The organism is Chitinophaga filiformis, assembly GCF_021646545.1.
GTDB lineage: Bacteria > Bacteroidota > Bacteroidia > Chitinophagales > Chitinophagaceae > Chitinophaga > Chitinophaga filiformis_A.
On sequence record NZ_JAKIRP010000022.1, the window covers coordinates 20,993 to 44,566 of the forward strand.

Genomic DNA, 23,574 nt, shown 5'->3' on the forward strand with positions numbered 1-23,574 from the left:
CTACGTCCCGTACCTATGTTAGCGCTGTTTTCCGGGGCAAAATATCATTTGTCAGAACGTTACAAAATACCTATTAAGATAAACACACTTCAATGATAATTGAACTTGCTGCAAAGCAAAAGAGAAAGATTGCTTTCTTCATGCTGGCATTGCTCTATTTCGATGTGATAGTTCCCCGGAACGCACTGGGGGCGCCTGTTGCTAACATCCATTTCCCACACAAGCTGCCGATGCGCGTTATAAAGCAGGCAGTGGCCAACACGGCTGCGGCGCCGAAGTTTACGCCGGTAAAAAGCCAGCATAGGGAGTGGGTGCATCCGGATATAGGAGGACCCACCCAGCCTGAGAGTCAGGCGTTTCACTCCGTGAACAACGACAATATGGTTGATCTGTTCAGTGGCGACTTTTCCTATAATATACCACTGCTCGACGTAGGTGGGTACCCGGTAGCTATCGGGTACAACAGTGGTATTAGTATGGATGAAGAAGCAAGTTGGGTGGGATTGGGCTGGAACATCAATCCGGGCACGATCACACGTAACCTGCGCGGTATACCCGATGATTTTAACGGTACGGATACCATTCAGAAGACGGCTACCATCAAGACCAATAAAACAGTAGGCATCACCGTCGGTGGCGATCTGGAAATTGCCGGCTTGCCCAAGATGAAGGAGAAAGGTCTCAGCGCAGGAATTGGAGCGAGCCTCGGGGTTACGCATAATAACTACAGAGGGTTTGGCATTGAATCTGGCATGAATGCGAGCATTAATGTGGGCGCGAAGAGTATGGGGGCCTTAACATCCGCATTATCATTTACTAACAGTTCGCAGGAGGGTATCACTGTTGGTACCTCACTGTCTTTGAAGATGGGGGATAAAGAGGCGATAGAGAGCCAGAATAGTCCTGCGGGAAGTATAACTGTTGGCCTGGCTGCCAATACAAGGTCCGGTCTGAAGGCATTACAGCTGTCATCAGGTATGAGACAGTATGGTAAGGCCAGCAAGAACAATCCTGATAAGCATTCCAGCATAGGAACTTCAGTTTTCTCTTCTGAAATTTCTTTTGCGCATCCGTCCTTTACGCCGACCATCACCCTGCCCTATACCAGTTCGCTGATCAGTGTTACTGCGAAATTAGGAGGAACTGTCAAGATCCTCGACGGACACATTTTCGCAAGTGGATATGTAGCCAAACAGGGCATTGAACCTGAGGACCGCCATATGGCGATACCTGCTTATGGTTATCTGAATTACCAGAACGCCGATCCTTCGGGAGGTGCATTGCTGGACTTTAACCGTGAAAAGGAGATGGTATATCGAGAGAAACCGGAGGTACCTAACATCGCCATCCCTTCTTATACTTATGATGTGTTTTCCATGTCGGGAGAGGGTACAGGTGGTATGTTCCGTGCTTACAGAGGCGATATCGGTTATGTATATGACCATCGCATGAAGACGAAGGATAAATCCGGCAGATTCAGCGCAGACCTCGGACTGGGTGACCTGGTGCACTGGGGTGTAGACCTGAACGTGAACAGATCATATACAGAAAGCGGTCCCTGGAGAAACATGAACCCACTGGCGTCAAACCTGGCGTTCAGGAAATCGGACAAACAGTTTGAAGCGGCCTATTTCCGGAATCCGGGAGAGAAATCAGTGAATGCAAAGGCCTTTTATAATAATATAGGTGGCGATGATGTAGTGGCTGTCAACCTTTTCCAGGCAGGCAGCAGTAGTCCTTTTATTACTACGACGAATGTACTTAACCGTTATGCCAATAAGCAAAAGGTAGGACAGGTTATTTTGTCGCGCGACAATGTTTATAAGAAAGTAAGGGATAAACGTACACAGGTCATTTCTTACCTGACAGCTGAAGAGGCGTCTGTTGCAGGATTGTCAAAATATATTGACAACTACCGGATCAATGCTTATGGCACGAACAATTGCGATACGGAGTTCCCTTCAGAGCTCGATTCCAGCAGGCATGGTTTACTGGGAGAATATTATTCCGGACATGATTTTCAGCAGTTCCTGTTCTCCAAGGTAGATACCATGGTCAATTACCTGAACCTGAACGACTTTAATGCTGGCAAACCTGCCAATGTACCGGGAGTAAGCCGCGATTTCTCCATCCGCTGGACGGGAAGGCTGAAACCTGATGTTACGGGCACTTACAAGCTGGTAACCCATTCAGACGATGGTGTGAGACTATATATAAATGACTCCCTGTTCATTAATCACTGGGGAGGGCACGGTATACAGCCGGATACAGCCACAGTCAATATGATAGCCGGTGAATTATATAACATCCGCCTGGAGTATTACCAGGTAAAGGGGAAAATCGCTATGCAGTTCCGCTGGATGTATGCAGGGTTGCCGTTGTTGCCTATCGGAAGCAGGAACCTCTACCTGATGCCTTCAAAAGATACTTTTACTGTTGGTAACGGTGATTTATCGAGGGAAAAGAGGATCAACGATTTCAGGAAGAAAAATCACATATCAGAGATCAGCGTGTTAAATGGTGATGGCCGCAGATATGTGTATGGTATTCCCGTTTATAACCTGAAACAGAAAGATGTCACTTTTTCTGTTAATCCGGCAGGAGGAAATAGTAAGGATGGCCTGGTGAAATATACGCCCGGTCTGGACAATACGGTCAACAACGACAAAGGAAATGAACATTATTTCAACAGTGAGGAAGTACCTGCCTATGCGCACTCGTTCCTGCTGACGGGATTACTTTCGCCCGACTACGTTGACCTGACCGGAGATGGCATCTCTGACGATGACAGGGGCGATGCTGTTAAATTTAACTATTCGAAGATAGCAGGGATCAAAAATCCTTATAAATGGCGTACGCCCTATAATGACAGTGCTGTTTATAATGAAGGGTTGCGGACAGACAACCGGGATGACAGAGGAAGTTACGTATACGGTGAGAAAGAGCTGTGGTATCTCAATTCCATTGAGTCAAAAAACATGATCGCGACCTTTAAGCTGAGCGACCGTAATGATCAGCCATCTATGGATGAGAATGGATATACTGGTTCGGCTAAGGTGGTGAAGAAGCTCGATGAGATCAATCTGTATGTTAAGGCTGACTACCGCAGGGATCCGCTGAAAGCACGGCCGGTAAAGACCGTCCATTTTGAGTATAGCTATGAGCTATGTCCGGGAATGATTAAAGGAAATACCGGTGGCAAACTAACCTTAAAGCGGATCTGGTTTACTTATAATGGTAACAATAAGGTACAGCGTAATCCATATGTTTTTAACTATAATGCACACAACCCGGCTTACAATAATAAATCGTATGACAGGTGGGGAAACTATAAAGATCCATTGCAGAACCCGGGTTCGTCAACTACTAACGTAATCACTAACGCTGAATATCCTTATGCATTACAGGATAGTGCCCTGGTTGCAAAGAATGCTGCCGCATGGACGCTTGATTCCATCGTGTTGCCTTCAGGCGGAAGAGTGAAGGTGGATTATGAAGGTGATGATTATGCGTATGTTCAGAACAGGCGCGCTACACAGATGTTAAAGATCGCCGGGTTATCGGCAGATGTGCCTAAAGCGCTTTCTGACCTGGAAACAAAACTGTATGGCGGTCCGAAGGATTATTTATATGTGTCGGTGAATGTACCTAAGGCAGTTAGCAGTAATGCTGATTTATATGCCCGTTATCTTGAAGGGATAGATACTTTATTCTTCCGCTTGAACGTGAAAATGCCGGGCGATAAGTTTGGCAATGGTAATGAATATGTATCGTGTTATGCAAACATGGAACCAGGCACTTTCGGGTTCTATAATAATGGGCAGACAATCTGGTTAAAGCTGAAAGCGATTAATCAGTCGGGCGAGACGGACAAATTACTAAGCGTATACAGTCCGCTGGCAAAGGCAAGTACGCAATTCCTCCGTCTGAACCTGCCATCGAAGGCTTATCCGGGATCGGACGTGGGAGACGACATTGATTTTGGGGATGCCGTGAAAGTACTGTTATCGCAGGCCGATAACGTGCTGAACATGTTCGTTTCCTACGATAATACGGCCAGGCTAAAAGGATGGGCGAACCAGATAGATACCTCCCGTTCCTTTATACGTCTTAATAATCCATATTATAAGAAATATGGTGGTGGGCTGCGCGTAAAACGGGTGCGCACTTACGACCACTGGAATGCGATGACGAAACAGCGTGAGTCTGTGTATGGTCAGGAGTACCAGTACACTACTACGCGTGCCGTAAACGGGACTGAGGAGGTGATCAGTAGTGGGGTAGCCACTTTTGAGCCCTCTATCGGCGGAGAAGAGAACCCATGGCGGCTGCCGATCGCTTACAAGGAGCAGGTAGCTGCATTGGCGCCTGTTGGTATCGGATATACCGAGAAACCACTGGGTGAGACCTTTTACCCCTCTCCATCCGTTGGTTACAGCAAAGTAAGGGTAAGAACGATTCACGCGAAGAATGTGCGTTCCGCTAACGGTTTTGAAGAAACCAGTTTTTATACCAGCTATGATTTTCCTACGCTGACAGACATGACCTTGCTGGCAGATAGCAAAAAACGTTATAAGCCGGCGCTGAGTAATTTCCTGCGTATTAATGCCTGTCATTTTGTGGCCGTAAGCCAGGGCTTCAAGATTGAGCTCAATGATATGAATGGAAAGTTACGTTCAACATCGAGCTTTTCCGAGGCTAATCCACAGATGCCGTTCTCTTACACAGAGAATTTTTACAAAGTCGATAATCAGAATGATCCTGTTAAGCACCTGAACAATACAGTGATGGCTATCGATGAGGAGGGAGTAATTGACAGTATTGCTTCTGTGGGTAAGGATATTGAACTGATGATGGATATGCGCGAACAACGCTCTGTTACCAACGCGCTGAACCTGAACCTGAACGGCGACAACTTTACATTCCCGTTCCCACCGGTCTTCCTGTTGCCAACACTATGGAACCTGGCGCAACGTGAGGAAACCAGGTTCCAGTCGGTTGGTGCGACAAAGGTCATCAATCGCCACGGCATCCTGGATAGTATAGTCGTGGTAGACAAAGGTAGCCGGATCAGTACTAAAAACCTGTTGTTTGACGCTGAGACAGGAGAGCCGGTACTTACCCGTACTTACAACGAGTACGATGACCCGGTATATAACTTCAGCATGCCGGCGGCCTGGGTATATAACGGTATGAGTGGGGCCTATAAGAATATCAATACAACACTTCGCAATGTTTATATGAACCAGGGCAAGATTGTCAGGGGACTCGACACGCTTGTTACTGCAGCAGACTACTTCACCGCTGGTGATGAGATCCTGATCGGTTCCAGGCAAAAGACAGGAGGGGCTGACTGTTTCCCTGAGATAGCGACGTTTGCAGCGTGGACGGTGTTGTACGCTGTAGATGCCAACGTGCAGACAGAAGGTGCTGCACCGGATATCTATTTTGTTGACCGTAATGGGGTTCCTTTTACAGGGAATGACATCTCGATGAAGGTAATCCGTTCCGGAAGAAGGAATATGGCTACGGAGGCTGGTGAGTTTACATCACTGGGCAATCCGCTGGTACGAAATGCATCAGGGTATTCTCTGGTATTGGATAATAACAGGACACTATCTTCCAGTGTTACCACCTTTGGCCAGTTCTGGAAAGTGGCAGACCAGCTGAAGGCGCAGACGGTAATGAATTGTGTGCCGAAAACCTATGCTGAGTATGCAGGAACGGAGCAATGCGGTACCGTTTATTATTCAAATACAGAAGCCAGTCAGTTCTTCCAGCGCACCAATTGCGGCAGGGGGTATGCGCCGGGTGCACCTGTAAAATACATTGTACCAGCGGGCAGCTATGCCTCCACAATCAGTCAGGAGGACGCGGATGCAAAGGCAGCTGCAGATCTTGCGTTGAATGGCCAGGACTATGCCGATATGAATGGTGCATGTATTCCGTATTACTATAGCGGGGTTATTGACAAAGATTACACAAAGAATAATTGTGGTGTTGGAGGAGTAGGTTCTGTGGTGACTTATCATCATCCGGCAGGAACAGATTCTTCGCTGGTAAGCCAGTCGCAGGCTGACAGCCTTGCCGTGATCAAAGCGAATATAGCTGGTCAGGCAAATGCCAATACGAAAGGAACCTGTACTTATTATAATAGTATCATAACAGACTCGATCAGAAAGAATGACTGCCCTGCAGGTCTGCTGGGTAGTGTTGTTGCGGTGACGATACCTGCGGGTACGTTTACTTCTCCGCTTAGTCAGGCAGATGCCAATACAAAGGCCCTGGCAGCAGCCCAGGACACAGCGAATGCAAAAGGCCAGTGTATTTCTCCTGCATTGCAAGCGACAGTTAGCTGGGGTTGTACGGACGAGGGTTGCACCGAGCAGGGAGGGACGTTGCTGACGTTTAATTTCCCTACTCCGACCACTACAGCGGTTACGCTGTTGGTAGGGCATGTCCATAACAGCGCAAATGGACTGTTCTACCAGGGAAGTGATCTGTTTACACCTCCTGCAGACGCTAACCCGTGGGGACTTAATCCCAATGTTCCCTGTATAGTCAGGATTCCGGCGGGGGTGACAACCTATACTGCTGGTCCGCAGATTTACCAGCAGGGATATGAAGGCGTTATCGGTCACTCATGGGTTTGTCAATCCTGCCAGGGACCACCGGTAGCACTGTATGTCAAGTCGATTACCAGTGGCGTGACAACCAATTTTACGCTGACCAATCCTGGTGTGCAGATATACAATCTGAAGTAGTGATATCTCATCTTCTAACTGAGGTTCTATTAACGAGTTGAGTCAATATGAAAAAGTATAAAACCTATAATTTTCTATACAAGGCAGTGGTCTTATTGCTGCTGCTTGCAGGAGGCGCCGGTACGCAGAACAGGCTGGCAGCGCAGGGGCAGGTGTCCTGTACCTGTGGCTGTCTGCAGCCATTATTCGATTACCTGATCTCCTCCCACCGGCTTTTTACGGTGGAGTCGGAGCATGTCGTTATCTCTTCGCTGATAAGGGATGCGAGGAGGGCAGGCTATAATATATCTTATACCCAGTGTGCCATTTTGTATAAGAACATTAATAAGAACTTCTACGCTATTACAACGGACACAGTAGGCACGCTTTACAAGGCCCGGGTAGGGGACTGTGAAGTTTCCTTACAATCGTCTGCCGGGGCTGTCAGATTCGATAGCCTGCGCAGTGACGCCTGCACGGGTGCGGATGTCGTGACTTACCATAAAGCTGGTGGCAGTGTTAAAGTAGCGCAGCTGGCGATCGGCACCTGTTATACCTGCCTTGTTGCACCTTCCGGCAGCTGTTACAGCGCGGTGACTGATACAAGCGTTAATCCTTATGTGAGCGGTCTTGCTGGCTCCTGGCGACAGTTGCGGAAGTATACCATGTATACTGATCGTAATGAAGTGAATGCTACACAGTCGCTGCATGCAAGAACCGCGGGTACCATTTTCAATTTTACCTATTACTGGAAACTGAACAACAGGAAGTGGGTGATACAGCCAGACACTGTGAGATGGTTGTGGATGAACGAGACGACGTTGTATAGTCTTAAGGGTATTGAAGTTGAGACCAGAGATCCGCTTGGCCGGTATAAGTCGGTATTGTTGGGATATGGAAATGCTTTGCCGACAACGATGACGGAAAATGCAAGATACCGGCAGACTGCGTTTGATGGGTTCGAGGATTATTTCCTGAACGAGGCGGTTTGCGGCAACGGTTGTACGATTCCGAGAAGTTTTGATTTTTCTCCCTATAAGCAATATTTGGATACGACCGAACAACATACCGGGAGGTACAGCCTGAAGGTGGCAGCAGGAAGTGCTTACGGTGTGAGTGCAAATATAACTGCCAGTGATATTGATACTTTCCGGGTCGCTTACACCAGGGATAGTAGCAATTGTCCTGATAAGCAGTTAGTGTTGAAAGGCATCGATGCGGGGAAGGATGTATTGTTGCCAACTTTTTCACCGCTGGCGGGAAAACGTTTGTTGCTCAGCGCATGGGTCAAAGAAGGACAGGCGTGCAGCGGAAATACTTATACAGCAAATCAGATATGGGTGAAAATAAAACGGGCAACAGATAGTGTGACGATAACAGCGCTTCCCGATGGCAGCATTATTGAAGGCTGGCAGAGATATGAACGTGCACTGGATGTTCCTGCTGATGCAGTCAGCATTACATTGTATCTGCAGGCAACAGGATCTGTTCCGGTGTATTTTGATGACATCCGTTTACATCCCTATAACGCTACCATGAAGTCTTTTGTGTATAGTCCTGATAACCTTCGCCTGATGGCCGAACTGGATGAAAATAACTATGCCACCATGTATGAGTATGATGACGATGGCACATTGATCCGCCTGAAAAAAGAGACTGAACGGGGAATTAAAACAATCTCTGAATCCAGGGGCTCTTTATTGAAAGAAGTGCTGCCATAATCATTCATTGTGAAAATAATCAAGAGATGAGAAAAGATTCATTTTTAATAAAGGCGGGATTGTTGAATAACCCGAAATCGGTCGCGGCGAAGCTAATACAGTTTGTTCTCCCGCTGCTTTTTATACTGATGGTAACAGGCAGTCAGGCACAAACGGTGACGGTTGCAAGAGATTTGCTGGATGGCAGTAGAGGCGAGCTGGCGAAAGACTCGATCGCTTTCGTGGAAGATACTGCTTATTTTAGTGCTGTTTTAAGGGATAAGTTGGATACTCCCTATTCAGTAAAGAATGTCATTACATTTAAGATCAACGAATATGCACGCGTGTTACTCCCGGCTACCTTTACGGCTTCGGTAAATGTGCGTATTATCTATACTAAGCCGGATCAGGGAATTGATTCTGTGGAGAGGGTAATGAATATCAATTATTCAGATACCAGTGTTTATACAGCCAGAAGTAGTGTTGTATTTAACAATGCACATAGGGTAACGGTTAAAATACTGAGCGTAACTACGAATGCGACATCGAATGTGTTGCAGGCGTTGGTGTTGGAGAATGCGATGGATATACGTTTGGTATATAAGTTGTCCTGCGTGAATGACGGTGTGCAGCGTATCGGGGTTATTTCTCCGGCACCTGCCAATACAGATTCTACGGACGAGATTGGGGTCACATGGCCAGCCATGACCGGTGCAGATGTATACGATCTCGAATGGGCTTACATTGATTCAACAGCATTGCAGAGCGGAAGATATGGCGAACCGTTAAACCGCAATCTGATATTCCGCAATAATGCAACCCGTGTGACGGTGGCGACGAACTCGTATAATATCCCATTGTTGTACAGCGATGGCGGAGTATTGTTTTTCCGGGTGAGGGCTGTGCAGGAAAAGACAGGTATCGGCAGGACAGAGACGCCCTGGAGTTCTTTATACCAGGATGGTCTTGGACAATATGCTTTCACTGGCCATCAACGTCAGTTAAACTGGCAATCAAAAGTAGAGTTTGCGGAGAATGGAATGAGAAAAGCGGTTGTAAGATATTATGATGGTAGTCTCCGCAATCGTCAGACAGTTACAAAGAATAACACTACTAATACGACAGTTGTGGCAGAGACCTATTATGATCATCAGGGTCGTTCTGCTATAGAGGTGCTTCCGGCGCCGACTATGAGTTCTGTGATGAAATATTCCCGCAACTTTAACCGGACAATCAACGGCGGTGAGTATGACAAGGGAAATTACGATACGCTGATCAATGCGGCCGATATACTGACGGCATCTGCGAGTCCGATGTCAAATACTTCCGGCGCCAGCCAGTACTACTCAGGTAATAATCCGGAGAAGGATAATGGGGCTAATCAATATCTTCCGGATGCCGCTGGATATGCTTTTACTGAAACGTCTTATACGCAGGATAACACAGACCGGGTGAGCCGGAAGAGCGGAGTAGGACCTGTGCATCGCATTGGTAGTGGGCATGATACAAGATATAGTTACGGTGCACCAGGTGACAATGATCTGGATGCCCTGTTTGGAACCGAAATCGGTGTGAAATCCCATTATTTCAAAAATATTGTGCAGGATGCCAATGGACAGTATCATGTCAGTTATATCGACATGTATGGCCGCACGGTAGCCACGGCGTTATCAGGAGTGCCAGATAGCGCTAACCTTACAGGACTTTCCTACAATCCGCTTATTTCTTATACAGATACGCTGTCAAGGGCGAATAATCGTATAGTGAAAGATCTGGTAATGGAAAATACGCAGAGCCAGTTGGTTACGCTGCCTGGTAACTATGTCTTTAACTACAAATTGAAAGCCCCGGTGTTGCAACGTACCGATTGTAATAATAATCCAATTTGTTACAATGGTTTGTTTGACCTGGAGATAAGTATCACTGACGATGCTTCCAATCAAAGACTGGGAGGTAAACCGTTCGACACCGTATTACATAATTATACGCCGGGATCAGTTCCTGCCACCTGTGGTGTACCGGATCTGGAGGTTGGATTTACTAAATTTTTACCTGCAGGTACTTACCAGATCACCAAACGCCTGAGCGTGAACCGGGAGGCAATGGACTATTACCGAGATAGTGTATATCTGAAGAAACAATTATGCACCACACTTGAACAGTTTGTGCAGCAACAGCGGGATATCCTCGCGAACGATAGCTCCAGGACCTGTGTGCCGGATTGTAAGACCTGTCGTGACAGTGTCGGCACCTGGGAGGCATTCAGAAATAATTATCTGGCAAAAGCAGGTGTTTCACCAGTGGATTCAGCTTCTTACAGGGGAGCTGTGTATGCAGCTTACCAGGCGGCGGTTGAGGCCTGTGACGTTTTGTGCGAATCCGGTTCTGAGATAGCAGGTATCAGAAATGCCATGTTGCTGGATGTATCCGGGGCTTATGGACAGTATGCCAATCCGGCGGACACACTAAATATCTATTCCATATTCTACCATGTGGATGAAAGAGTGGTGGCGCCATACAGAAGGGATTCTGTTGTGTATTATGATGAACTGGGCCGCAGAGATACAGTATATGATGAGATCAGTGATACCTATGTAATACCGCAGTTACTGAATCCTGAACAGTTTGCAGCTAAGTTCAAGGCGTCATGGGCCGAGGCATTACTGAAGTTTCATCCGGAGTACTATAAGCTACTGGAGATGCAGAAGTATGCCGATAGCTATTTGTGGGACAAGACATTTGAGGGGGTAGATACCTATGCGGAGGCGAAAGAAATGGGTTATCTGAATCCGACTGCGAATAACAGTTATATTTTTCCTGCAGTAACAGGCAATAAAGATCCGCTTGCTGCAACAGCAAAAGATGGATTAGAGAAAGCGCTCAGTAATTTTAATGGCGGCAGTGGCGCCAGTTTGTTGTCTATGTGGAGCATGGCAACAGTGAGTGTGAAGTGTTCCCGTAACAGTGTTAACTGTTATCAGCAATACAATACGGCAGACAAAGCTTTCAATGAAGCCGTGATGTGTAAGGGCGATCTTGATATGTCCTGGAGGGCTTTCCGCCAGATGTACCTGACTACCAAGCATAACATCATCAATGACAGGATCAATAATGTTATCTACCCTGGTTATCCGAAGGTAACATCTGCTCAGCTGAGCGCTGCGGGCAATCAGCCTAATTTTTATGTGGTAAACGAGGCATTGAGTGAAAATGGAGGTGGGTTCCTGGGAAATAATGCTGATACAACGGTATTGAAAGACTCTGTCAATGCACAGCTGGAACGGTCTTATGACGAAAATTGCAGGAGCTATGTACAGGCATGGGTGAAACAACTGGCTCCGTGCAAGTATAGCCAGCAGGTACTTGATAGCATTATTATACCAAAATTGCTGGCGGTTTGTAAGGAAGGGTCTGATATGGACCATCCTTACGGTGCGAGCTCAGTTAAGCCATCCAGTGAGAGTTACTACAGAAGTTTCAGTGAAGTATTGAATACATATAATGCCCAGGCAGGTATTATAGATCCGCTGAACTGTAATGGCTATCTTATTACATTGCCGGCGCCGTATGACAAACAGTCGGCTTATACGAACAAACCGACTTATACTGCGCCTACTGATTGTGAATGTAATCAGCTCAGAATATTAAATATTGAATACCAGTCCTACAAGAAGCCATCAGATATAACGCTGGCCACTTACCTGAACCGTACAAGGGGGACTTCTCTGTCCGAAGTGCAGGTGCAGCAATTGCTGGGTGCCTGTAATGTACCGGGAACCAACACCTGTACGTACTTTGAGGAACCGCTGGTGGTCCCAACTATCATGCAATGTAACATAGCAGCGCCGTGTGCGAGCTGCGAGGTGGTGGGAAATAGTTACAGCCGTTTTCAGGCAACATATCCCGGCATAACACCGCTGCGCGAAGAGCCGGATTCCCTGCAGCAAAGGAAGAATGAGCTGTTTGTGAATTTCATGAATAATCAGCTGGGAATGAATAAGCAGTTGTGGGAATACATGGAATTTATGGATACCTGTCAGCTTTATCCATTTAAAGACAGCATTGTTTGCAGCGGAGGTAAACCGTTGATTCATAGTTATACGACAGGAAATGTTGACACGATCTACGATGTTATCCGCACCCCGGATAATGGGTTCATGCTGGCAGGGGCTACACCTATCGCGGCCAATAATAAGAATGCATATCTTATCAGGACGAATAGTAAGGGCGAGGTGCTCTGGTCTAAACATTACGGCAGTTTTGGAAATGACAATTTTGCCAGGATCAAGCCTACATCCGATGGCGGATATATAGCGATCGGTACCATTGCGGCTTACGCTGCGGCAAGAGATGCGATGATCGTTAAACTGACAGCACAGGGCGATGTAACCTGGAGCAAACGTGTCGGCCTTAATACAACCTGGGGAGAGACGGGCGCTGAAATTCTGCAGACAAGTGATGGGGGATACGCATATGTAGCACGATATAATCTTGCAGATGGTGTTGCAGATTTTCTTGTTGGATCACTTAAGCCTGACGGAACCTTTAACTGGCTCAAGCGTTTTGGTGAGGGCAGCGGAGATGAAGGCTATTCGATGGTGGAGAATAAAGATACACTGGTGATAGCTGGATGTTCATGGGTGACTTCAGTATCAGTAGGGCAGTTTGATGGCTGGATATTGAAAGTGGACAAGAAAACAGGGCAACGGTTGAGTGTCTATTGGTATGACATTGGCCAGCCGACAAAGACAATCACGAACTTTTCTAATTATCTCCATAAAGTAAAGGATGGGTATATAGTTAGTTATTCTGCCGGAGACGCCGGAGGTATAAAACAAAGTGTATTGAGTTTAACCGAGAATGGCAGGATAAAATATGCTAAACAGTTCTCCCGTCCGCTGAGTCAATCTGTCTATCAGTGGATGCCGACGGCAGTAGGCTCGGATGGTAGCATTATAGCAGCCCAGAATATACTGTCTTCCAATAATAATGGCATTGTGTGGGAGAAAGTCAATGAAGATGGAACTCTTCGCTGGTCTGATATGCTCAGGTTGGATAGTTCTGTTCTCTTTACAAAGCTTATAGAGAATGCAGATGGCGGATTTGTGGGAGTTGGTACATATGGACGGAGCTCAATGATGGTTTTCACACCACCTTATGCACCGATGGGATGTAACGATAGTTTGATCAATGTTACTTTTGATCCTGTTGGGGTAAGGTTTAATCCTGATACTATCATGGTGTGGGATGTCGTCATCAAGGACACTGCGGTGAAAGTATTTACGCTTACAGGCAATGCGATAGCACCGGTACATAGAGTGTTTAACTGTGTGGGGGCTGACAGTTGCTTCCGTATGAGTAAAGGCCCCTTACTTTGTGGTAATACTAAACCGGTATTTGAGGAGGTTGATGTCAACGAGGTAAACAACTGTTCTGATAATGAGTTTTTTGCAGTGAGTAAGGGAACCGAGTTGTTTAATGCATACAGAGATTCTCTAAAGGCCGGTTTCAACAAGGCATACATAGATAGTTGCATGAATGCCGGATTGAGGGAGCTCTTTACAGTTTCCTATACCACGTCGGAATATCATTATACATTGTACTATTATGACCGCGCGGGATCTTTGGTGAAGACAGTGCCACCGGCGGGTGTTGTGGTAAACCGCACACCAACCTGGTTAAATGCTGTGAAGGCTGCCAGAGCAAGGGGCCTGGAGCAGCTGCCGGCTCATACCATGGTGACAAATTACAGGTATAATACCTTAAACCAGGTAACAACCAAGTTGACGCCAGATATCACTGCGGCTTTGCGCTATGCTTATGACAGGGTTGGTAGATTGGTTGCAGCGCAGCCTGTAATATCAACCACCAGCATTTATACTATTTATGATAACCTGGGACGCATTACGCAGACTGGCGCTACATCCGGCTCAATATCAAATAGTACCAGCCGTAACCCGTATACCCTGGCACAGTGGTATGCCAATATGCTGAGGACGGAAGTTATTGCTACCACCTATGACGAGCCTTATACGCCTTTATCAGGAGCAGTGATCAGCCAGCGTAACCTGAGAAACCGCGTATCCTGGTCGGGTGTATTTTCAGGTACTGCAGCTGTAAATACCGGGGCTTATACTTTTGGAACCTTCTATAGTTATGATGCATACGGTAATGTAGATACCCTGGTACAGGATTTTAAAACGGGAGGAATGGCAGAGGGTAATAACCGTTGGAAGAAAATGGTATATCAGTATGACCTGCTTAGCGGAAAAGTCAAACATGTGGCTTATCAGCCAGGTGCACGGGATGCGTTATATCACCGTTTTACCTATGATGCGAATAATAAGCTGACAAATGTAGAAACCAGCAGGGATAGCATTAACTGGGACAGGGACGCCTACTATCAGTATTATAAATATGGTCCGCTTGCAAGAACGGTGATAGGACAGCAGCAGGTACAAGGGATAGATTATACTTACACGCTGCAGGGTTGGTTGAAGGGAATTAACAGTACAGCAGATACTTCCATATTTGATATGGGAGGAGATGGTGCCGGTACAAGCGCTGTTGCCAAAGATGTATATGGTCTGGCGTTGCACTATTATGGTGCGAGGGACTATAAACCTATAGGTAGTACTGTCCATCCTTTTGCAGATCCGGGCAACATTGGTGGTTACTTTAAACCATTATTTAACGGAAATATTGCCGGTATCAGTCAGCATATATCATCCATTGGTACGCCGTTGATGTATAATTATACGTATGATGTGCTGAATAGGATAGCCAGTATGCAGGCTGTAAAAGGACTGGATAAGGCTAATAATAGCTGGACGCCTGTTGTGTTGCCGGACTTTAAGGAGGAGGTGTCCTATGATCCGAATGGTAACATCAGGACATATCTCCGCAGAGGAAATAATACATTTGCAGGGAAACCGCTGGCAATGGATAGCCTTATCTATAACTACACCAGTGGAACTAATAAGCTGTTATACATTTTTGATGGCGTGGACGCAGGCAACTACCCGAATGACATAGACAACCAGGTAACCAATAACTATAACTATACAGGGGGAGGTCAGTTGAATATCGACAGGGCAGCGGGGATAACGAGCATACAATGGACTGGATATGATAAGATCAAGGTCATAAGCTCAGCAAGTGGGCCAACCAATTATTCCTATGATATTTCTAATAAGCGTATCAGTAAAACCTTCAAAGGTATACAGACCTGGTATGTTCGTGATGCCTCCGGGAATGTAATGAGTGTGTACGTGAAGGGCGACAGTTCTTTAAATGGTGGGCTGCTTACTCAGACAGAGGCTCATTTATATGGAGATGGCAGACTGGGGATCAACGAGCTGAGTACCGATGTTCAAAGTGCAGCGCCGCAGAATAATATTGATCTCCCTGGTTTGGGATATGCAACTGAGGTAGCCTTTGTCAGAGGCAGGAAGATGTTTGAGCTGGGCAATCACCTGGACAATGTATTGGCAACAGTATCTGATAGAAGAATAGGTGTATCAAGGGATGGTAGTACGATCGATCATTATGAAGCTAACCTGGTTTCAGCGCAGGATTATTATCCTTTCGGTATGCAGATGCCGGGAAGAGGCTTTGCAAGTAATAACTACAGGTATGGATTTAACGGTAAGGAAAATGACAATGATGTGAAGGGGGACGGAAATCAGCAGGACTATGGTATGAGGATCTATGATACCAGAATAGGCAGGTTCCTGAGTATGGACCCGCTGGCTCCGACGTATCCGGAACTGACACCTTACCAGTTTGCAAGTAATAAGCCTATCAATTCAATTGATCTGGACGGTCTGGAAACCTGGGAATTAACTACTCCGCTGTTCAAGTTGCATGCAGCCCTGGAAATTTCAAATACAAAAACAGCGCTCTACATACAGCAGCAAAGGGCGATAGAGCAGGAGAGAATCAATGCCATGTTTGAAGAATCCGCGAGAAATCCGAAAATAGCGAAAACGGATGATTGTATCAGATGCCAGGAGATTATCAACGCGCATTACGAGGGCTTGCGTATGGAAGAAACGAATTCGAACCTCGATCCGATAGCACAAGGAGGCGCCGGTTTCGGTCGTGGTCTTGTAAGAGACCCGTTCTTCCAGGTTTCCAGCGGTTATGTGCTGGGAAGCGGTCTTGGATTTTTAATGCCACGTATTGACCCCAAGGTAACATGGCTATCGTTTGGGATTAAATCCAGTGTAGACGTTCTCGGTCAGACAATTGCAAACGGCAGTATCTGGAAAACGGATGTGTTTGACGCAACGCTTGCTGGCCTTACAATGCCAATGACCGCCCATGCACTCGGTTCGATACTCGATGTGAAACCATTTGATAAGGACAAGATCGGACTTACGTTCTATAATAAGTCACTCTTGTCAACAGGAATTGATTTTGGTGTTAAAGTCGCATTTGGCGGAAGTAAATACGGCTTGGGAGGCTGGTCTAAAGCAAAACTTGCCAATTCATTGGGATTCAAATCGGCATTTCTTACCAAAGCGGTAGGCGAGGGCTTAGCGGAAACCTACAGGCAACTAGCTAATTTCCCGGTAAGTGCAACAGGTAAGATAGCAAGAAAGACGATAAAGAAAAAAACAGATAAGTAAGATCAGCAGGTAGTAATTTTTTAGCCCCCTGGTGTTTGTGTTAAAACATCAGGGGGCTAAATTATATTTATTGAATACTAGTTTTTAGGAGAAAGATCTTCATCAATTATAGACTGATCTGAAAATGTTTTGATACAATTCCGGATATGCGCTTCACTTGTATTCAAGCCTAGCAGCTCTATTGTGTATTCGCGGGGATGGGTTTTCAGCGTCAGGACCAGCGATAAAGTCGTCATATTATCATTGGGACTTTCCACTATTTTATATCCCTTAATATTTTCCCAGGGAATTATCTTTTTCTTATGTGTTATACCATCGGGAGAAAATATTATCACGGCCTTATTATCAAACACACTATATAAACAAAAAGCTGCGACGCACACAAAAAACAGGATAAAGAGGCCGGCAGCAATCGGATTTTCGTGTAGCTGAATTTTTGTTTCTTCATATGATCCGACAAAAAAACTGGCGACGAGTCCAGTAAATAGAATTGAGAGGACGATGTATAAGGTCTTTGATTTCTTAATTGTAATATTGCCAGATGCCATAGGTTAGAAAAATTAGAATGGTATAAAAGTACAGATAATATGTAAAAGATAATTGTATTGGTATTGATAATTAATATTTTGGAGAGTGAAAGCGCTGAATACATCGGGGCAGCAGAGATAAATGCAAAGAACACCCGAACGTTGAATGTTTTTATTAAGGGATTGTGATAGCCTGTACCAAAACCGAACACCTACCCGGTAATACTGAACATATCTAACAATATTTAATAACTAACCATTTGCTACTTATATCGATCTCCCCTTGGCATACCCCTTGCGCCCCACAACCCGAACGCAATCCAAAACGGATCATCCCATGATAAAGAACCACCTAAAGATCGCCTGGCGCAGTCTGCTGTCCACCAAACGTTTTTCTTTCATCAATATTTCCGGCCTGGCCGTAGGTATGGCGGCAGCTGGTCTGGTATTTCTGTGGCTCCGGAATGAGATCAGCTTTGACAAGTTTCATGAGAATAAAGACCGGCTGTACGAAGTATATGGCCTGGCATCTTCTGATGGGAAACAGATAGCTATCAATCAGACGGAACAACCTTTGGCGCCGGCTTTAAAGAAAGATTTTGGTGAAGTAGAGCGTACGACCCGTTTTGCGGACATCAGCAGTTTCCTGCTGACTGCCGGTGATAAACGTTTTACAGGTGTCAACGGCGGATTTGTAGATCCTGCCTTCCTGCAGATGTTTAGTTTCCCCCTTGCCGCTACAACAAACAAAGAGCCGTTACATAATATCAATTCCATCGTTATTACAGAAGGGTTGGCAAAGAAACTGTTTGGAAATGAGAATGCCCTGAATAAAGTGATTAAGATCGATTCGGTTGATTACTTCCAGGTAACAGCGGTATTAGAGCAGCTGCCGTCAAATACCCGTTTTGACTTTGAGTATCTGCTGCCATGGGATTACCTGCACAAGATAGGGTGGAGTATCCCAATTATCCGTTCAACTACCAGTTTACAGATCAGCAATACGCTAAGATGTTTGACGCAGAACAACGCACGCAGTCGCTGGCCGGATTATCCGCAGCATTGGCGATTTCCATTTCCTGCCTGGGATTGCTTGGATTGTCGGCATATGTAGCTGAACGCCGTGTGAAAGAAATCGGTGTGCGTAAAGCGTTGGGCGCCTCAGTTCTCAATATTACAGGATTGCTGACATTTGATTTCATGAAGCTGGTAATAGCCGCCATTGCGATAGCCATTCCTATTGGCTGGTGGGCCATGAATACCTGGCTGGAACATTTTGAATATAAGATCACGATTAACTGGCTGGTGTTTGTCTTCTCCGGATTACTGGCGGTTAGTATCACGTTGCTGACGGTGAGTTATGAGGTGATCCGGGCAGCTATGGTTGATCCGGTGAAGAGTTTAAAGCGGGAATAAGTTGTAAGGGGAATTGTTTGTTCAGATTGCGCCCTCCGTTGCTTCATATCTGCACAAACAATTCCTCCTTCGGCTTGCTGAATTTCTTCCTCACCGAAGCCGGATCATCAGTATGCCGATAACCAATTGCCGATGTTTGATGAGTTCCATGCTTTTACTTATTGGACGGTAATACATAATGTGTGAACAGGAAATCCTCCCTAAATCCCATTCTAGCATAAATACCCTTTCCCATAGCGGAGGCCTGCAACACACAATGGGAAGCATTACTGTCCATCGCTATATCGATCAGCATTTTCATAATCTCTTCTGCGTATCCCTGTCTGCGTACTTCAGGTATGATGCCAACGGAATGGATACCCGCTATGCCATCCTCAATATGCAACAGAGCCGTTCCGATGAGGGTGTTTTCAAGAAAGACCAGGTAGAACGGCACTTTTTCGCAGGAATGGGATACTACATCCTCGTGTATCCGGTAACCAAATGGAACAGCAAAGGTGTCTACCCATTGTTTAGCCTGCTCCTGGTTTGCTACGCGTAGCAACCGAAGCCTTTTCTCATATACAGGTCTTTCCTTCAGCTGGAGAGACATAGCCGTTTGTTCGAATCGCTGCTCCAATCCCCTGGACAGAAACAGATTGTGATTATCCTCCCAGCACGAGATCTTCAGGCTTTCTTTGCCATTACGCATTTCGTTGATAGCGTCGTCCAGTACTTCCGGCGTGTAATTCCATGACCATAACCTGTTAGGCCAGTCAGAAAAGGGAAGATAGCAGTAGCTATAATTCTGCTTGTTATAGTTCGTATTAAAAGGCGTATTTACCGTCGTCCATAAGGAAAGGATGTTCTCAATGTTTTTTTCTTTCAGATTCATAGCACGCTTTGAAATAACAATCTAAGTATAATAATAATACTCAGGTCACACAAAGGTGAAGAATCCAGATTAAATACGCCTTTACATATGTTGATTGAGGGGATTTTATTTCAGTTCCTTCCGGATCCTGCTTAATTGAGTGGGAGTGATACCGAGATGAGCTGCTATTTCCCGCAAGGGCACTCGTTTGTCGATATCTGGCGATTTTGCCAGCAGTTTTAGATATCGTGTGGATGCTGTTTCAGTAACGATGGATATTTCTCTCTGCTCTTTGTCTATGATCCATTGTTTTTCAAGATAGCCGATGTAGAAGTTCTTTAAATTATCATGTTGATAGATCAGTTTTCTGTATGCTGCATAATCAAAGGTGATCAATATACAGTCTTCCAGGGTCTGCAATGTAAATTCTGAAGGAGTTTTACGTAAGAGGGAAACAGCAGAACCAACCAGATCTCCTTCTGTAAAAAGGTTCTTGTTATAGGAAACGCCGGTCTCGCTGATGAAATAGGCTTTTATCACACCTTTACATAACAGATGGATATTGCGTGCTATTTGTCCCTGGCTTACAATGATGGCGTCCTTTGGATAATGCTCAAAGGAGAGAATATCAGTCAGGTAGTCAAATGATTCTTCTGTAATGTCGGGATCAATTGCCCGAAAAGCATTTTTGAGCAGTTGAATGTATTGATCTTCGTCTGTTATTTCATTCATCAGCGGCAAATATAATACTTTATACCTGCTGGTTTTTATGGCCTGGATAATGTGCTGTCAGACCCCGGATGATCATGCCTGATACACTGGCAGGCTGAAACCAAACGTACTACCTTCCCCGAGTTTACTATCCACCCAGATCTTTCCGCCCTGAGCTTCTATGAACTCCCGGGATATAGACAATCCCAGTCCTGTACCCACTTTTTCCGGCGTACCGGGCACTTTAAAATAGCGGTCAAAAATGCGGGAGAGATACTTTTCTTCGATGCCTCTGCCATGATCGCAGACGGAGAACTCGATGTTGTTGTCTTTAAGCGAAGTAGTGAGCTCTATCTCAGCATCTTCGGGAGAGTATTTGACCGCATTGGTCAGGAAGTTGGTCAATACCCAGGCAGTTTTCTCCGGATCGGTCATTATTTTATGCCCGTTCGTATTGTTATTGATCCGGATGGCAATGTTCTTTTGCTGCGCCAGCGCGCTGACGGTATTGGTGGCATTATCGATGATGATGTCCGGAGAAACGGGCTCAATCTTCAGCTGAATATGTCCTGTCTCCACCTGGCTCATATTGAGCAGCTCACTGGTGATCTTAAGCAGACGGTCGGCATCGTCAGTGATACTTTTTACCAGTTCTTCCTGCTCCCTGTTGACATCACCTATGCGGGCATCTGTCAGTAGCTGGGCGCTCATCTTGATGGACGCAATGGGCGTTTTCAACTCATGAGAGATAGTAGCGATGAAGTTGGTCTTAGCCTCATTAAGCTCATGGAAAGGAGTAATATTACGCAGTACGATCACCTGTCCGACGAGTTTATCAGCATTTGTCACGTTGAGGATATCCAGGTGAAAATAACTTTCCTTTCCGTCTGCGTATATTTTGAGTTCCTTATCGCGACTGTCCTGTTTCAGGAGACTGCGCATCAGATCATTGTTAAGCGCAATATCGGGGGCATATTTACCCCTGATCTCAGCTTCCTGCAGGCCAAGCAGCTTTTCGGCTACCTTGTTGAGGAAGAGCAGATTTCTGTTCTCATCCAGTCCGATAATGCCATCATTCATCTGGTTGATGATGGTGTCGATACGGCTCTTTTCAAATTTGATCTTTGCGAGGTTACTATGTTCATACTCGTCGAGCTTTTCCGCCATGCTGTTAAAGGCTTGTGCCAATTCCCCGAATTCATCATGTTGTGAGATGCGGATGCGTTTGGAGTAGTCCTTATTCACGATGGCCTTGATACCTTCTGAAAGCGCGTTGACGGGCTCACTGATAATACCCGGAAAGTTAACTGCCAGTGTAAAGGCGATGAGAGCCAGAAAGCCGAAGATGAACATGGTATAGTTGCTGAAACGCCTGGCATTCTTTTCGGCTACTGTGTTCTTCCGTTGGATGGCCTCCTGATTGGCAGTATTGATCTTATAGATCTCCCGGCGGATAATGGTCTGCAGGGAATCGTTGGAAGGATCACTTTTTAACAGTTCGAAGGTATTCCTGACGGCCGCAGTGGCGCGGCCTTCTCCGGGTTCCGTGATATTGGCTTCCTGTTTTGCAAGATTGGTTTCAAACTCAGGGAATACGCTGGCATCAAAGGGCTCACGGTCCATCAAAGTCAGCATATTATTACTGTACACCAGTGTTTCGTAGTTATCTTCCAGGATAAGACGAGCGTCATTCTTAAGCTGGTATATGGAGAAGATCCCCAGGATACCGGAAATGAGAATGGCTACAAATAAAAATCCAATGCCTATACTTAGTTTCGTCTTTAGACGCATGTCACGAAAGAATTATAATGTCAATGTCCGATTCTGACAACTTGCCCAGCAGCTGTGAGAACACGGCTGTATTCATCAGCATGCCCATTACGTTAAGATGTGGCTTTCCGATGCAGATCGTGGTGATCTTTTTCTCTTCGGCCGTCTGCATGATACTTTTAGCAATATTAGTACTTTTTACCTTTATCACTTCTCCACCCAGTTCCATCACCAGTTTAAAGTTATTGATCAGATGTCGCTGGGCCGCCAGTCCGATCCTGTCGCCATCTTCCCTCGGCGTCTGTACATACAGCACATACCATTTCGACTGATAATAAGCCGATAGCCGGGCCGTTTTACGGATCACTTTCTTTGCTATGAGATGGTTGCTGCTAATGCATGCCAGGAAGCGCTCATTTCTTGCCTGGGCACTTCGTGGCAGCGATGAATCTATTTTACGTTCTACCTGGGTAGCTACTTCTTTCAGCGCCAGCTCTCTTAACTGGAGTATCCGTTCCGGCTGAAAGAAGTTTTTCATAGCCACGGCTATCTTGTCAGCAGTATAGATCTTGCCTTCCTTCAGACGTGTGATCAGCTCATCCGCCGTGAGGTCAATATTTACTACTTCATCGGCCTGTTGCAGTACCAGGTCGGGGATGCGTTCTGCAACATCCACACCGGTAATGCCCTTCACCTCGTCCTGTAAGCCTTCTATATGCTGGATATTGACCGCGCTGATAACGTTAATGCCCGCTTCCAGTATCTCCATTACATCCTGCCAGCGTTTTTCGTTCTTGCTGCCTTCTATGTTGGTGTGCGCCAGTTCGTCAATGACCACCACTTCCGGATGAAGATTCAAAACTGCCTGCATGTCCAGTTCTTCCAGGGCTTTCCCTTTGTAGAACAGTTCCCTGCGGGGAATAACAGGTAAGCCGTCCAGCAGGGCATGTGTTTCAGCCCGGTTATGGGTTTCTATGTAGGCAATCCTGATATCCACGCCGTTGCGCAGCAGGGTTCTGGCCTCCTGGAGCATGCGGTAAGTCTTACCTACACCGGCGCTCATACCGATGTATATCTTGAACTTTCCCCGTCTCGACTGGCGGATCAGGTCGAGGAAATGTTGCGCATTATTTTCTTTTTCAGTCATAGGCTTAATATTCAAAAACTCACGCTCCGTCTAAACTCAGGCAGGGCTTCTCTGAAGAAGCGCCCGTAGCTTAG

General features: G+C 46.0%; 10 protein-coding genes. 5 read left to right on the forward strand and 5 right to left on the reverse strand.

The window, feature by feature from the left end; translation table 11 throughout:
- Positions 1-92 precede the first annotated feature (92 nt).
- From L3C95_RS32435 to L3C95_RS32445, 3 genes are read left to right on the forward strand one after another with little or no spacing between them, the layout of a single operon-like run.
- Positions 93-6,764, forward strand: a complete 6,672-nt coding sequence (locus tag L3C95_RS32435; protein ID WP_236394544.1) for a DUF5977 domain-containing protein — start codon at positions 93-95, stop codon at positions 6,762-6,764.
- Between the two features lie 47 nt (positions 6,765-6,811).
- Positions 6,812-8,464, forward strand: a complete 1,653-nt coding sequence (locus L3C95_RS32440; protein ID WP_236394542.1) for a hypothetical protein — start codon at positions 6,812-6,814, stop codon at positions 8,462-8,464.
- A gap of 26 nt (positions 8,465-8,490) precedes the next feature.
- Positions 8,491-17,076, forward strand: coding sequence for an RHS repeat domain-containing protein (locus tag L3C95_RS32445; RefSeq protein WP_236394541.1), 8,586 nt, complete (start codon positions 8,491-8,493; stop codon positions 17,074-17,076).
- Positions 17,077-17,153: 77 nt separating this feature from the next.
- On the opposite strand, the gene L3C95_RS32450 is transcribed toward L3C95_RS32445, so the two are convergent.
- Positions 17,154-17,624, reverse strand: a complete 471-nt coding sequence (locus L3C95_RS32450) for a hypothetical protein (RefSeq protein WP_236394539.1) — start codon at positions 17,622-17,624, stop codon at positions 17,154-17,156.
- A gap of 316 nt (positions 17,625-17,940) precedes the next feature.
- Here L3C95_RS32450 and L3C95_RS32455 point away from each other — a divergent pair, with 316 nt between their 5' ends.
- On the forward strand, positions 17,941-18,717 hold the full coding sequence (locus tag L3C95_RS32455; protein ID WP_236394537.1) for an ABC transporter permease: 777 nt from the start codon (positions 17,941-17,943) through the stop codon (positions 18,715-18,717).
- The gene (locus L3C95_RS32460) at positions 18,666-19,019 is read left to right on the forward strand and encodes an ABC transporter permease (RefSeq protein WP_236394535.1); all 354 of its coding nucleotides are present in this window, start codon (positions 18,666-18,668) and stop codon (positions 19,017-19,019) included. Before L3C95_RS32455 ends, L3C95_RS32460 begins: the two co-directional genes overlap by 52 nt.
- A gap of 154 nt (positions 19,020-19,173) precedes the next feature.
- Here L3C95_RS32460 and L3C95_RS32465 read toward each other — a convergent pair whose 3' ends face one another.
- The 4 genes from L3C95_RS32465 to L3C95_RS32480 all read right to left on the reverse strand — a co-directional run bounded on the left by L3C95_RS32465 (position 19,174) and on the right by L3C95_RS32480 (position 23,500).
- The gene (locus tag L3C95_RS32465) at positions 19,174-19,893 is read right to left on the reverse strand and encodes a GNAT family N-acetyltransferase (RefSeq protein ID WP_236394533.1); all 720 of its coding nucleotides are present in this window, start codon (positions 19,891-19,893) and stop codon (positions 19,174-19,176) included.
- Positions 19,894-19,998: 105 nt separating this feature from the next.
- A complete protein-coding gene (locus L3C95_RS32470; RefSeq protein WP_236394531.1) occupies positions 19,999-20,604 on the reverse strand; it encodes a Crp/Fnr family transcriptional regulator in 606 nt (201 codons plus the stop codon).
- Positions 20,605-20,676: 72 nt separating this feature from the next.
- Positions 20,677-22,374: an ATP-binding protein gene (locus L3C95_RS32475; RefSeq protein ID WP_236394529.1), complete on the reverse strand. Its 1,698-nt coding sequence runs from the start codon at positions 22,372-22,374 to the stop codon at positions 20,677-20,679.
- Position 22,375: 1 nt separating this feature from the next.
- Entirely contained in the window at positions 22,376-23,500 is a 1,125-nt protein-coding gene (locus L3C95_RS32480) for a sensor protein KdpD (RefSeq protein ID WP_236394527.1), read from the reverse strand.
- Positions 23,501-23,574 lie beyond the last annotated feature (74 nt).

Coding starts and splice junctions, on each gene's coding strand:
- L3C95_RS32435 (WP_236394544.1), top strand. CDS start 93: ATGATAATTGAACTTGCTGCAAAGCAAAAGAGAAAGATTGCTTTCTTC.
- L3C95_RS32440 (WP_236394542.1), top strand. CDS start 6,812: ATGAAAAAGTATAAAACCTATAATTTTCTATACAAGGCAGTGGTCTTA.
- L3C95_RS32445 (WP_236394541.1), top strand. CDS start 8,491: ATGAGAAAAGATTCATTTTTAATAAAGGCGGGATTGTTGAATAACCCG.
- L3C95_RS32450 (WP_236394539.1), bottom strand. CDS start 17,624: ATGGCATCTGGCAATATTACAATTAAGAAATCAAAGACCTTATACATC.
- L3C95_RS32455 (WP_236394537.1), top strand. CDS start 17,941: ATGATAAAGAACCACCTAAAGATCGCCTGGCGCAGTCTGCTGTCCACC.
- L3C95_RS32465 (WP_236394533.1), bottom strand. CDS start 19,893: ATGAATCTGAAAGAAAAAAACATTGAGAACATCCTTTCCTTATGGACG.
- L3C95_RS32470 (WP_236394531.1), bottom strand. CDS start 20,604: ATGAATGAAATAACAGACGAAGATCAATACATTCAACTGCTCAAAAAT.
- L3C95_RS32475 (WP_236394529.1), bottom strand. CDS start 22,374: ATGCGTCTAAAGACGAAACTAAGTATAGGCATTGGATTTTTATTTGTA.
- L3C95_RS32480 (WP_236394527.1), bottom strand. CDS start 23,500: ATGACTGAAAAAGAAAATAATGCGCAACATTTCCTCGACCTGATCCGC.